The organism is Aeromonas sp. Y293-4 (genome assembly GCF_027705905.1).
Taxonomy (GTDB): Bacteria; Pseudomonadota; Gammaproteobacteria; order Enterobacterales; family Aeromonadaceae; genus Aeromonas; species Aeromonas veronii.
Map to the genome: position 1 here is coordinate 35611 of NZ_JAPDCI010000018.1, position 12191 is coordinate 47801.

Sequence of the window (12191 nt, forward strand, 5' to 3'; positions counted from 1 at the left end):
TTTACTCCTGAATTTCTATCTTGCGGATGGTCAGTCTCTTAAGGCTCCAGGAGGGCCGCTCCACCACCTCTCCACCAACCGGAATCTGGTTGGCAAGGATAGGGGGCAATATACGGATCGGCATTGCTGACTCCTGAATTTCAATCTTGCTGATGGTATTCGCTAACAGCGGGAGCGGCATCGCCCGCTCCCGAGCGTCAGTTTTGCGGAATGTAGAGCACCTGCCCTACCTGAATATTCCGCGACTTGAGCTTGTTGATCTCCACCAGCCGAGCCTGACTCACCCCGTGTTTCTCGGCAAGGCGGGAGAGACTCTCGCCCCGCTTGACCACATGGCGGATCATCTGCGACTTGTCGTCACTGCGAACGGGGGCGGCACTGCGGCTCTGCCCCTGCTGGGGGATATAGATGGTCTGACCGATCTGAATATCCCGACTGCGCAGCTGGTTGATCTCCACCAAAGTGGACTGACTCACTCCATGCTTCTCGGCAAGGCGGGAGAGGCTCTCACCCCGTTTGACCACATGGCGGAGCATCCGCGATTTGTCATAGTCCCCCACACTGCTGACCGGTGCACCGCTCTCCTGCGCTGCCGCCGAGTAAGGCTTGATCACCCCGGCACCAGAGCCGCTCGCCGTGCCGCTGTCGCGGGCAGTAGCGGGCATCTTGTTGGTCACTACCGGCTGCGACTGTGCCTGCCTGGGCTGGCTCACCGGCTGCCGGGCTACCGGTGCAGGGCGAGTAGCGGCAGGTTGGCTCACCTGCCCCTTGCCGGTCAGCATGGCCCCCTTGGTCGGGTGGGCGCGGTAGTAGTTGCGGATCCCCTCGAAGATGGCGCGGGCCAGCTGGTCCTGATAGCTGGCGGTGGCCAGCAGCTTCTCTTCCGCATGGTTGGAGATAAAACCGGTCTCCACCAGCACGGATGGAATATCCGGCGCCTTCAGCACCGCCAGACTGGCATGCTCCGGTGCCTTCTTGTGCAGTCGGGCGACCTTACCCATGGAACGCAGGATCTGGCGACTGACGTCATAACCTTCGGCACGGGACTTGTCCATGGAGAGGTCGAGGAAGGTCTGTGCCAGATAGGGGTTGGGATCGGATTCCGCCAACACCTTGCCGACACCGCCCAGCAGCTCGCCCTGCTTCTCCTGCTTCTCCAGCCAGCTGCCCATCTCGCGGTTGGCACGGTTGGTCGACAAGACCCAGACCGAGGCACCGCGCGGGGTCGAGTTATGAAAACTGTCTGCATGGATAGAGACCAGCAGATCCGCCTTCGCCTTGCGGGCAATCTCGGAGCGCTTGTTGAGGTCGACGAAATAGTCGCCACGACGGGTCATCACGGCACGCATCCCCGGCTCGCGGTCGATCAGTGCCGCCAGCTTCTGGGAGACCGCCAGCGTCACCCGTTTTTCATAGGTACGACGCGGGCCGATGGAGCCCGGGTCTTCACCGCCGTGGCCCGGGTCGATGGCAATCACCACTCCCTTGCCCTTGCCACCGACAGGCGTAGATTGCACCGCTGCAGCCGAACGCTTCTCTTCATAAGGAAGGTCGATGACCAGACGGTGGCCATAAGGCCCGGCTGGCGCCAACGGAAAGACCACCGGCTTGATGGCGGAGCTGAGATCCATCACCAGTCGCAGACCGCCCTTCTCCAGCGGAGTGCTCTGGCGGATCTTGCGCACCAGTTCGCTGTTGTTCTCGATCCGCGCCAGATTGGCGGCGTTGCTCGCCCCTTTCAGGTCGATCACCAGCCGATCCGGGCCGATGAGGGTGAAATAGTTGTAATTGGGGGCGCTGCTCATATCGAGCACCACCCGGGTGTTATCCGGTGATGGCCAGATTCGTACGCTCTTGAGCTGATTCGCCCAGGAGGGTAACGCCATCAAAGAGAGAGCAATAACAAGGATCAAGCGCACGTAGATGACAACCGTTCCAGAATGGCTTCGCCAATAACAGTGCGAGCCTCTATCAGAACCTCGCGCTGCTCGCCTACATAAGTGAGGGTAATTTCCAGGTCGGGAGCCGGTAACCAGCCCTCGCCCTTCTCGGACCACTCCACCAGACAGAGAGTGTTGGCGGCAAAATAGTCCCGAATGCCCATGAATTCCAGCTCTTCCGGATCAGCCAGGCGATAGAGATCAAAATGGTAGACCTGCCAGCCATCGAGCTCATAGGGTTCAACCAGGGTGTAAGTCGGGCTTTTTACCTTGCCCTGATGGCCAAGGCCCTGCACCCAGCCGCGGGTTAGGGTGGTTTTACCGGCGCCAAGCGTGCCATGCAAAAACACTGTGGTCGCCTGCTGGCAGGCCTGTGCCAGACGGCCACCCAGTGCCACGGTTGCTGCCTCGTCCGGCAGTGTCATCATCAACTGTTTTGCCATGTTCTTCTTTTTAACTTGTAATGGTGTCGGGATTAACCAGTTTGCGGATCAGCGGCAGCAGATCTGACGCCAGCATGCCCCGCTCGCCGTCGGCGGCGGCCTGATCTGCAGCCTCGCCGTGGATCACGGCGCCCAGCCAGCTTGCCATGGTGGCAGACCAGCCTTGGGCCAAAAGGGCGGCGATTATACCAGATAACAGATCGCCCATGCCGCCACTTGCCATGCCTGGGTTGCCTTCACAACAGAGAGCGACTCGCTCGCTGTCATAAATAAGTGTTCCCGCCCCTTTTAACAACACCACACCGCCATAACGCCGCTGCAGTGCCTGCACAGCGGCAAACCGGTCGGTTTCAATCTCGGCAATGGAGCATCCCAGCAGGCGCGCTGCTTCGCCGGGATGGGGCGTGAGCACCCAATTATCCTGATGGCGGGGAGATTGCGCCAGCCAATTCAATCCATCGGCGTCCAAAACCAGTGGCAGCCGTTCGGTGAGATAACGGGTGATTTGTGCTCTTCCCCACTCATCCTGACCGAGCCCGGGGCCAATGACCCGCACCGACGCCCACCCCTCGTCATCAGCGGTAGTGAGACTCATCAGTTCAGGTTGATAGAGGCTGACCGGTGGATGATCCGGATGCTGACACACCCGCACCAGCCCGGCCCCCGCCCGCAGGCAGGCGCGGGCCGCCAGCACGATGGCCCCCTGCATGCCGCGATTGCCCCCCACCAGCAGTACCTTGCCATAAGAGCCCTTGTGGGAAGCGCGCGGGCGCGGGGTCAACTGCGTGCTGAGCAGTGGATAATCGATACGCCAGGCGGCGGGCAGCATAGTGTCATCAGGCGTCACGCCAAGGGGATCACAGTCGAGCTGGCCGACGCAATCCACCCCGTCGCCGGTGAGCATCCCCTGCTTGATACCGATAAAAGTGAGAGTGCGAGTGGCCTGCACCACGAACCCCATGGCACGGCCGGTATCGCCGTTGAGGCCGGAGGGGAGATCCACCGCCAGCACGGGCACAGCCAAGCCATTGATTGTTGCGACGATCTTTGTCAGTAGTGGCGAGAGGGAGGTGTTGACGCCGGTGCCAAGCAGGGCATCGACCACCAGATCCGGGGTGGAGTGCTGGTCCTTATCAAATTGCTCGGCCAGCCAGACCCGGCCACCGGCCGCCAGCCACTCATCGGCGGCCCGTCTGGCATCCCCCTTCAGCTGGTCGGGTGCTCTGGCGGCAATCACCACCACCTCGATGCCAATCTGGCGGGCAAGGCGGGCCAGCACATAGCCATCACCGCCGTTATTACCGGGGCCGACGAAGATCCACCAGCAGCGACTGTCGGGCCAATGCAGAGTGGCATAGGTGCGCAGCGCGGCACCGGCTCGCTCCATCAGGGCATAGAGAGGTTGCCCCTCACGCGCGGCCCAGTTGCGCTCCAGTGCGCGGATCTGTTCAGTCTGCCACAGCCCCTGTGGTAAACTGCCCCCCTCTTTTGTGCCCAACGCGCCCCTGATGATCTCTACCATGACGGCTCCCGCCTCTTATCAATCGACCCACGCCAGCAAACGCCGGCCAGGCCAAGCCGCATGAGTGCACCTGACTTCCACCAGCTGGCCCACGATATCAAGCTCTGGGCACGGGAGCTAGGTTTTGACCAGGCGGGCATCACCGACACCGATCTGCGTATCGAAGAGCCGAGATTGCAGGCCTGGCTGGATGCGGGCTATCACGGCAGCATGGATTACATGGCGCGCCACGGCATGATGCGGGCGCGCGCCCACGAACTGCTGCCGGGCACGGTGCGGGTGTTGTCGGTGCGGATGAACTACCTGCCGTTCGAGGCGGGCTTCGCCGCTACCCTGCGCGATCCGACCCTCGGTTATATCAGCCGCTATGCCCTCGGTCGCGACTACCACAAGGTGCTGCGCAACCGGCTCAAACTGCTGGGTGATCGCATCGAAGCACGCTGCGCCGAGCTGTTTCAAGGCACTGAAGAGACCTTGGGTGAGTGGCGCCCCTTCGTCGACTCCGCCCCCATCCTCGAGCGGCCACTGGCAGCCAAGGCGGGCCTCGGCTGGGTTGGCAAACACTCACTGCTGCTCAACGAATCGGCCGGCTCCTTCTTCTTTCTCGGTGAGCTGTTGCTCAACCTGCCGCTACCGCTCGACCAGCCAGTGAAGAAGGAGCAGTGCGGCAAGTGCGTCGCCTGCATCAACATCTGCCCGACCGGCGCCATTGTCGCACCCTATGTGGTGGATGGCCGCCGCTGCATCTCCTATCTCACCATCGAGAACGACGGTCCTATTCCGGAAGAGTTCAGGCCCTTGATGGGCAACCGCATCTACGGCTGCGACGACTGCCAGCTCATCTGCCCCTGGAATCGCTACGCCGATGCCAGCCCGGAACCCGATTTTAGCCCGCGCCCCAGCCTGCACCGCCCGCCCCTGCTGGCGCTGTGGTGCTGGAGCGAGAGCGATTTCCTCAAGCAGACCGAAGGGAGCCCGATCCGCCGCATCGGTTACCAGCGCTGGCGCCGCAATCTGGCAGTCGCCCTTGGCAATGGCCCGGCGACCCCCGAGGTGATCGCGGCCCTGCAACTGGGGCTGACCACCGCCGAGCCCATGGTGGCCGAACATATCGAATGGGCGCTGGCCACCCTTGCCCGGCGTCAGGATGAAGAGAACAAGAAGACCCGTTTGCTGATCCGCTGCATCGAAAAAGGTCTGTCGGATCACGCATAAGTGATCTGCCCCTTGCCGGATTGCAGCACTTTTTTCATGCTCTGCCGACCTGCAGTGCCCATAACAGCGTGGTCACTGCAAACTGGTCGGCACACAACAAGGACAACACAGATGCATATGTTGGGAGTGGATATTGGAGGCTCAGGGATCAAGGGCTGTCTGGTCGATACCAAAACCGGCGAATTGATTGGCGAGCGCCATCGCATTGCCACACCGCAACCGGCCACCCCGGCCGCCATCGCCCATACCCTCAAAGCGCTGGTCGAACACTTCGACTGGAAAGGGCCGGTGGGCTGCGGCTTTCCCGCCACAATCCACAACGGGGTTGCCAAGAGTGCCGCCAATATCGACAAAAGCTGGATCGAAACCGATGCCGAGCATCTGTTTGCCGATGTCACCGGCAAGCCCTGCTATGTGCTGAATGATGCCGATGCCGCCGGTCTGGCCGAAATGCGCTTTGGCGCCGGCAAGGATCGCAAGGGGGTCATCATCCTCATCACGGTCGGCACCGGCATCGGCACCGCCATCTTCGTCAACGGCCATCTACTGCCCAACACCGAGCTGGGCCATCTGATGCTGGAAGGAATGGTCGCCGAGCACTACTGCTCCGATGCGGCACGCAAACGGGAAGATCTCTCCTGGAACCGCTGGGGCAAGCGCTTCAACAAGTATCTGGCGCGCCTCGAGTTTCTCTTCTCCCCCGACCTCTTCATTCTGGGGGGCGGCAGCGCAGCCAAGCTGGATAAGTTTGTCGATCGCATCGAGACCCGGGCGCCGCTTATTCCGGCGGCCAGCCTCAATCAGGCGGGCATTATCGGGGCCGCCCTCTACGCGGCCGAGCAACAGGGCTAACCGACGCTCACTGCAAGTCAGCAGATACCAATGGAAAGGGCTCGGCACTGCTGCCGGGCCCTTTTGTTTTGCGGCCATCTTGCGTGTTTGGTGCTTATCACCCGCTACATGTCGTCGAGTCGATGCACCCCGTGCACCAGCCGAGTCAAGCGGGTCTGCTCCAGCCCGGCCAGATTCTCGAGCAAAGCGGTGGTGGCCGGAGTCGGGCACTCCCGGGCCAGATGACTCAGCTCGCCCACCAGCTGCTCTTCCCAGCGGCATACCTGAGTGACGATATCCTGAGTCTGGACTGATGCCGGCAGCTCGAAGCGGGTAATGGCAGGCAGCATATCCTCGCTGAAACTCTGGTTCAGCCAGGTCTCCCTGACCGCCTCTCCCAGTTGAGCGGCATATTCGTGCAGATGGGCACTGGCCGCATCCTCACGCCCTTGCAGATAGACCAGCAACATCCGGCTCCGTTCGTTGTCCACCTGACTGGTCAAACGCCCGTAACAGAGTCCGAGCTGGTGGTGAACCTGCTCAAGATAGTGCAGCAACTCTTTGATCTGTTGGAATCTCATCGCACTGCCCTCCATGCTTGTCGACATCATCAGTATAAAAAACCGGCGCCACCGACCCAATCCCTATCCGAGCACCCCTTGCGCTGCATCAAGGTTGACGCCGACAAAGTGGCTGCCAGGTGCTCCGGTCGCGAATAGGGAACGATTTGTGCAGCAATTTGTGTAACGATGGAGGAGCATTAAGCTAGACAGCAGATGTGAACAGAAACGGGCTGGCACACTAATAAAACCAGCCCTTACCCGGTATAAACCATCTTTAATTCGGTTATACGCCACAGGGACGAAACAGGATCTGGAAGAGCAACAATACCATTCTGATCGTTATCCCCCTGACAGAAATCCTTATCACTTTTTTAGACGTCTAGACGTAAAAACATGCGTTGACATGGCCATCCAGACATCTTAGCATCATCCTCCATGATGACAGAGTAACCCAGTGGAACCTCTGCCCAATTTCCCCGCCTGTAGCGCCCTGTGCTTTAAGGCTGTTAGCACGGAAGAATCCATGATTAAGTTGATCGGTCTCAACAAAGTCTACGGTACAGGCAGTGACGCCGTGCACGCCCTGCGTGATGTGAGTCTGCATGTACCCCAAGGCAAAATTTTCGGGGTGATCGGTGCCTCAGGTGCCGGCAAGAGTACCCTCATTCGTTGTGTCAACCTGCTGGAGCGCCCGACAGAGGGTCAAGTCATCGTTGATGGCCAGGATCTGGTCGCCCTGAGCGAACGGGATCTGACCCAGGCTCGCCGCCAGATCGGGATGATTTTCCAGCACTTCAACCTGCTTGCCTCCCGCACCGTGTTTGCCAACATCGCCTTTCCACTGGAGCTGGCAGGCTGGAGCAAAGAGAAGATCCAGCAACGGGTTGCCGAGCTGCTGGCACTGGTCGGGCTGGAAGCCCGTGCCCAGGCCTATCCGTCCGAGCTTTCCGGCGGTCAGAAGCAGCGCGTCGCCATTGCCCGCGCACTGGCACCGGCCCCCAAGGTACTGCTCTGTGACGAGGCCACCTCGGCCCTCGACCCGCAGACCACCCGCTCGATCCTGACCCTGCTCAAGGAGATCAACGTCAAGCTGGGGCTCACCATCCTGCTCATTACCCACGAGATGGATGTGGTGAAAGGGATCTGTGACGAAGTGGCCATCATCAGCGATGGTCGCCTGATCGAGCAGGGGGAAGTGGCCTGGTTCTTCAGCAACGCCAAGACCCAGCTGGCCCGTGACTTCATCCACTCCACCATCCATCTGGAGGTACCGCAGGAGTATCAGGATCGGATGAGCAGCGAGCGGGTGCCGGGCAGCTACCCGCTGGTGAAGCTCGGCTTTACCGGCAGCACGGTCGATACACCGCTGATCTCCGAGGCGAGCCGCCGTTTCAATATCGACATCAGCATTCTGAGCGCAGACATCGAATACGCCGGTGGCGTCAAATTCGGTTTCCTGCTGGCCGAGCTGTTCGGGGATGAAGCCCAGTGCGAGGCGACCCAGCAGTTCCTTATCGACAACCACATTCAGCTGGAGGTAATGGGTTATGTCCGAAGCCATGATTAATCTGCTCATCACGGCCCTGGGCGACACCCTGATCATGGTGTTTGCCTCCGCTCTGTTCGGCTGCCTGCTGGGTCTGCCGCTTGGCGTGGCACTGCACGTGACCAAGGCGGGCCAGATCCTGGCCAACCCCTTGCTCAACCGTACTCTGGGCATGGTGGTCAACGTGGGTCGCTCGGTGCCCTTTATCATCCTGCTGGTCGCGATTATTCCGCTGACCCGGCTGATTGTCGGCACCAGTATCGGCACCATCGCCGCCATCGTGCCGCTGACCGTCGGTTGCATCCCTTTCATTGCCCGTCTGGTGGAAGGGGCCCTGATGGAAGTGCCGGACGGCCTGCTGGAAGCGGCCAAGGCGATGGGCGCCAAGCCACTGCAAATTATCACCAAGGTGCTGCTGCCCGAGGCTCTGCCCGGCATCCTCAACAGTGTCACCATTACCCTCGTCACGCTGGTGAACTACTCGGCCATGGCCGGGGCCATCGGTGGCGGTGGTCTGGGGGATGTGGGTATTCGTTATGGTTATCAGCGCTTTGACCCGACCGTCATGCTGGTGACCGTGGTTATCCTGGTAGTACTGGTTCAACTTATCCAGAGCGCGGGTGAGCGCCTGGTCAACAAATGTGATCATCGTTAATCGTCGATTTCTGACAGGAGGTTTTATGAAATTTGGCATCAAATCCGTTGCAGCTGCCCTGCTGGCTGGTCTGGTTCTGGCCGGTTGCGGTCAAAAAGAAGAGAGCAAGGTTCTGAAAGTGGGCGCTATTGCCGGCCCGGAGACCGAACTGGTTGAAGTGGCTGCCAAGGTAGCCAAAGAGAAATACGGTCTGACAGTTGAAGTGGTCAACTTCTCCGACTACGTCACCCCGAACGTGGCGCTGAACGATGGCAGCATCGACGTCAACGCTTTCCAGCACAAACCCTATCTGGATGCGCAAGTACGTGATCGCGGCTTCAAGCTGGTGCCGGTTGGCAACACCTTCGTCTATCCGATTGCCGGTTACTCGAAGAAAATCAAGGCGCTGAGCGAGCTGCAAGATGGCGCCCAGATCGCGGTACCGAACGATCCGACCAACCTGGGTCGCTCCCTGATCCTGCTGGCCAAACAGGGTCTGATCACCCTGAAGGATGGCGCCGGTCTGGAAGCCACCGTACTGGATATCGCCAGCAACCCGCGCAACTTCAAGATTGTCGAGCTGGAAGCAGCCCAACTGCCGCGCTCGCTGGAAGACGTAGACTTGGCCATCATCAACAACACCTTCGCCGGTCAGATTGGTCTGACCCCGACCGAGAACGGCCTGTTTGTTGAGGACAAAGAGTCCCCCTACGTCAACCTGATCGTCGCCCGCGACAACAACAAGGATGACGAGAAGGTCAAACAGTTCGTACAAGCTTTCCAGACCGATGATGTCTACAAGAAAGGTCTCGAGCTGTTCAAAGGCGGCCTGGTAAAAGGTTGGTAATTGCTCACTCGGCAAAAAAGGCCACGCAATGCGTGGCCTTTTTTATTGGCGCCGCTATCATATCCGCGAGCACGGCAACACGAACATACTCATAACATGAAAAAATGGTATCTGGCCTACTGCAAGCCAAAAGAAGAGGCCCGCGCCCGCGCCCACCTCGATGCCCAGGGTATCGAATCCTATTACCCCATGGTGGAGATCGAGAAGCTGCGCCGGGGCAAGCGAGTTCCGGTACGGGAACCCATGTTCCCCAACTATCTGTTTATCTTCGTTGATTTGGAAGAGGTGACACCAGTCACCCTGAAATCGACCCGCGGCATCAGCCGGATCATCCACTTTGGCAGCGAATGGACCCCCATCAGCAGCAAGCTGGTCTATCAGCTGATGAGTCGCGATGACAGCGATGAGGCGAGAGCCAGCTACGCTAACCTGCCCTGCTCGGGCGACAAGGTGCTGATTGAAGAGGGGCCGCTTGCCGGCTTCGAAGCCATCTATATGGAGCCGGATGGAGAGAAACGGGCGATTTTGCTGGTCAGCCTGCTCAACCGGGAGACCACCAGCAGCTTCGACAACCACACCTTCAGACGTCTGGATTAAACCCACGGGCCAGACGGATCGGTGCATGACAGTCGCAATGGCGGGATGATCCCGCCATCTCACGTATCACGATCAAAGCGGGTGATGACCGCCTTCAGCTTGCCGGTATCACCAGCCAGTCTGGCTACGATCTCCTCCCCCTGCTGACTACGCTGACAAGATTGCCGACTGAGCGCAGCAATGTCATCGACAGTCCCGGATACCTCGGCGGCCACCCGCGACTGCTGCTCGGTTGCCACCGAAATGGCCTCCAGCTGGCCCGACAGCGACTGCACCAGCTGGTTCATGGCACTCAGGATATCGGTCACCAATCCGACTGCATCCCGGCCTTGCTCTACCAACCGGGTACCGCTGCTGACGGTACTCACCGTCTGGCGAGTCTGCTGGGAGATGGCCGCAATAGTCTGGCTGATCTCGGCGGTGGATTGATGGGTGCGGGTCGCCAGCTGGCGAACCTCATCGGCCACCACCGCAAAACCTCGCCCCTGCTCGCCTGCCCGCGCCGCTTCTATCGCCGCATTGAGTGCCAGCAGATTGGTCTGCTCGGCTATAGTGGCGATCACCTCGGTGATCTGCCCCACCTGTTCACTCTGATGCTCCAGCAGCCCCATGGCCTCGTTGGCCTGTCCAATCATGGCGGCAATCTGCTGCATGGTATCGCTCATTCGTGCCAGCGCGGCCTCTCCCTGACGGGTCTGCTGCCGCACCTGATGGGCACCATCCGCCACACCGGCAATGTTACCAGCCACATCACGAGCACTCACCGACATCTGATCGATAGCCGCAGCCACCGCATCGACCCGCTGATCCTGTTCCGTCAGATCCGCCACTATGGCTCTGGTAGTGCTGCCCACATCGAGACAGGCCACCTCGACCTGCCCCACAGCCCCCTGCAACTCCCCGACCAGATGATGTAACTGGGCAGACATCCGGTTGATGGAACCGGTCAAGTCTCCCAACTCATCCTGCCCTGTGATTGGCAAGGGCTCGGCCGCCAGCCGGCCATCCGCAACCTGCCCCGCCCGGGTCACCAGACAGGCAATGTCACGGGTCAGACGACGACTAAAGAGCCAGGCGACTACCATGCCAAGCACGATGGCGCTGCCGGTAGCCAACAGCAGAGTCTGGTTGATGGCCCTCCCGGCTCCGGTCATCTGCGCCGAAATCTGATCCACCTCGGCACGGGTTTTCCCCACCTGCTGGACCAGCTGCTCGCTGAGGCTGGACTGCATCGGCTCGATGTCGGTGGCCATCAGGTAGTTGGCCTGATCCCAATCCGGCGCCTGGCGCTTCTCGATCACCTGCCCCACCAGCTCGGAGAAGGGGGTAGCCATCTCTTCAAACAGCTGCCAGAGGCTCTGCTGGGTGTCGGTAAAGAGCGCGGCTTGCTGTTTAACCTCAGCCACACGCTGCTGATGAAACTGGTAGTAATCCTGATACTTGCTGCGGTATTCGGGGTCGCCTGAGATGAGAAAATCCCGCAGGGCTGAGAGAGAGTTGGCGAGGCTGTTGTAGGCATCCCCCACCTGTTTGAGCAGCATGCGGCGATCGCCGGAGAGTTGATCCTGCGGAGTGCCAACTTCTTCATTGGCAAAGGATTGCAGCTGATCGAGCGCCGCCTCCGCCAGCGGACCCGCCTCCTGCAGCATCAGGGTATGAGCGGGCAGATTCTCTTCACTCTGGGCGATGGTCCACACCTTCTCCTGATGGCTTTTGAAGGTCTCGAGAGACTTGGCGAGCGCCGGACTGAACGCCTGATGGGCGATGGCCTGCCAGGCCGACTCCCACTCCTGCTTGAGGCGGGAAGCCTGAGCCGGATCCTTGCCGAGGATCAGATAGCCACGCAGAGCAGAAACGGTGGCAACCAGTGCCTTCTGGCTCGCCTCATCCCGCTGCAAAGCGGGCAGCGCCTGCTCCAGCAGGATGTGTTGGGCCTGATTTATCTGGGTCAGCCGGTAATAGACCAGCGTGGAGGAGAGCAGGATCAGCAGGTTGATAAAACCGAAGCTGAGCAGCAACTTGCTTGAGATTTTCATGAACATCCTTGTTCAAA

Annotated in this window: 12 protein-coding genes; 6 read left to right on the forward strand and 6 right to left on the reverse strand. The window is 60.1% G+C overall.

Translation table 11 applies throughout. The annotated features are described in order from the left end of the window. Position 1 precedes the first annotated feature (1 nt). The 4 genes from OKC31_RS17765 to OKC31_RS17780 are packed head-to-tail and all read right to left on the reverse strand — an operon-like array spanning position 2 to position 3905. Positions 2–181 (reverse strand): hypothetical protein, encoded by a 180-nt coding sequence (locus OKC31_RS17765; protein ID WP_047436150.1) that lies wholly within the window; start codon positions 179–181, stop codon positions 2–4. 16 nt (positions 182–197) lie between these two features. Further along, the gene (locus OKC31_RS17770) at positions 198–1886 is read right to left on the reverse strand and encodes an N-acetylmuramoyl-L-alanine amidase (RefSeq protein WP_247823956.1); all 1689 of its coding nucleotides are present in this window, start codon (positions 1884–1886) and stop codon (positions 198–200) included. Positions 1887–1909: 23 nt separating this feature from the next. Continuing rightward, complete coding sequence (gene tsaE, locus OKC31_RS17775; protein WP_201942721.1) at positions 1910–2383, reverse strand: tRNA (adenosine(37)-N6)-threonylcarbamoyltransferase complex ATPase subunit type 1 TsaE; 474 nt, start codon at positions 2381–2383, stop codon at positions 1910–1912. A gap of 10 nt (positions 2384–2393) precedes the next feature. After that, the gene (locus tag OKC31_RS17780; protein ID WP_247823955.1) at positions 2394–3905 is read right to left on the reverse strand and encodes an NAD(P)H-hydrate dehydratase; all 1512 of its coding nucleotides are present in this window, start codon (positions 3903–3905) and stop codon (positions 2394–2396) included. A 60-nt stretch (positions 3906–3965) separates the two neighbouring features. Here OKC31_RS17780 and queG point away from each other — a divergent pair, with 60 nt between their 5' ends. Both queG and ppgK read left to right on the forward strand, forming a co-directional pair. Further along, positions 3966–5120, forward strand: a complete 1155-nt coding sequence (gene queG, locus OKC31_RS17785) for a tRNA epoxyqueuosine(34) reductase QueG (protein WP_247823954.1) — start codon at positions 3966–3968, stop codon at positions 5118–5120. 111 nt (positions 5121–5231) lie between these two features. Further along, positions 5232–5972: a polyphosphate--glucose phosphotransferase gene (gene ppgK, locus OKC31_RS17790; RefSeq protein WP_005339062.1), complete on the forward strand. Its 741-nt coding sequence runs from the start codon at positions 5232–5234 to the stop codon at positions 5970–5972. A 104-nt stretch (positions 5973–6076) separates the two neighbouring features. On the opposite strand, the gene OKC31_RS17795 is transcribed toward ppgK, so the two are convergent. Beyond that, positions 6077–6532 (reverse strand): hypothetical protein, encoded by a 456-nt coding sequence (locus OKC31_RS17795; RefSeq protein WP_021231947.1) that lies wholly within the window; start codon positions 6530–6532, stop codon positions 6077–6079. A 505-nt stretch (positions 6533–7037) separates the two neighbouring features. Between OKC31_RS17795 and metN the strand changes: the two genes are divergently transcribed. The 4 genes from metN (at position 7038) to rfaH (ending at position 10138) form a co-directional block, all read left to right on the forward strand. Continuing rightward, positions 7038–8081 carry a methionine ABC transporter ATP-binding protein MetN gene (gene metN / locus OKC31_RS17800; RefSeq protein ID WP_005339067.1) on the forward strand — a complete coding sequence of 348 codons (1044 nt, stop codon included), beginning with the start codon at positions 7038–7040 and terminating at the stop codon, positions 8079–8081. Further along, positions 8062–8715: a methionine ABC transporter permease gene (locus OKC31_RS17805; protein WP_005339070.1), complete on the forward strand. Its 654-nt coding sequence runs from the start codon at positions 8062–8064 to the stop codon at positions 8713–8715. Before metN ends, OKC31_RS17805 begins: the two co-directional genes overlap by 20 nt. A gap of 25 nt (positions 8716–8740) precedes the next feature. After that, on the forward strand, positions 8741–9541 hold the full coding sequence (metQ, locus tag OKC31_RS17810; RefSeq protein ID WP_005339072.1) for a methionine ABC transporter substrate-binding lipoprotein MetQ: 801 nt from the start codon (positions 8741–8743) through the stop codon (positions 9539–9541). Positions 9542–9637: 96 nt separating this feature from the next. Next, a complete protein-coding gene (rfaH, locus tag OKC31_RS17815) occupies positions 9638–10138 on the forward strand; it encodes a transcription/translation regulatory transformer protein RfaH (RefSeq protein WP_058057235.1) in 501 nt (166 codons plus the stop codon). Between the two features lie 59 nt (positions 10139–10197). On the opposite strand, the gene OKC31_RS17820 is transcribed toward rfaH, so the two are convergent. Beyond that, positions 10198–12174, reverse strand: a complete 1977-nt coding sequence (locus OKC31_RS17820) for a HAMP domain-containing methyl-accepting chemotaxis protein (RefSeq protein WP_247823953.1) — start codon at positions 12172–12174, stop codon at positions 10198–10200. Positions 12175–12191: the final 17 nt, after the last annotated feature.

Coding starts and splice junctions, on each gene's coding strand:
- tsaE (WP_201942721.1), bottom strand. CDS start 2,383: ATGGCAAAACAGTTGATGATGACACTGCCGGACGAGGCAGCAACCGTG.
- OKC31_RS17765 (WP_047436150.1), bottom strand. CDS start 181: ATGCCGCTCCCGCTGTTAGCGAATACCATCAGCAAGATTGAAATTCAG.
- rfaH (WP_058057235.1), top strand. CDS start 9,638: ATGAAAAAATGGTATCTGGCCTACTGCAAGCCAAAAGAAGAGGCCCGC.
- metN (WP_005339067.1), top strand. CDS start 7,038: ATGATTAAGTTGATCGGTCTCAACAAAGTCTACGGTACAGGCAGTGAC.
- OKC31_RS17795 (WP_021231947.1), bottom strand. CDS start 6,532: ATGAGATTCCAACAGATCAAAGAGTTGCTGCACTATCTTGAGCAGGTT.
- OKC31_RS17805 (WP_005339070.1), top strand. CDS start 8,062: ATGTCCGAAGCCATGATTAATCTGCTCATCACGGCCCTGGGCGACACC.
- OKC31_RS17820 (WP_247823953.1), bottom strand. CDS start 12,174: ATGAAAATCTCAAGCAAGTTGCTGCTCAGCTTCGGTTTTATCAACCTG.
- metQ (WP_005339072.1), top strand. CDS start 8,741: ATGAAATTTGGCATCAAATCCGTTGCAGCTGCCCTGCTGGCTGGTCTG.
- ppgK (WP_005339062.1), top strand. CDS start 5,232: ATGCATATGTTGGGAGTGGATATTGGAGGCTCAGGGATCAAGGGCTGT.
- OKC31_RS17780 (WP_247823955.1), bottom strand. CDS start 3,905: ATGGTAGAGATCATCAGGGGCGCGTTGGGCACAAAAGAGGGGGGCAGT.
- queG (WP_247823954.1), top strand. CDS start 3,966: ATGAGTGCACCTGACTTCCACCAGCTGGCCCACGATATCAAGCTCTGG.
- OKC31_RS17770 (WP_247823956.1), bottom strand. CDS start 1,886: ATGGCGTTACCCTCCTGGGCGAATCAGCTCAAGAGCGTACGAATCTGG.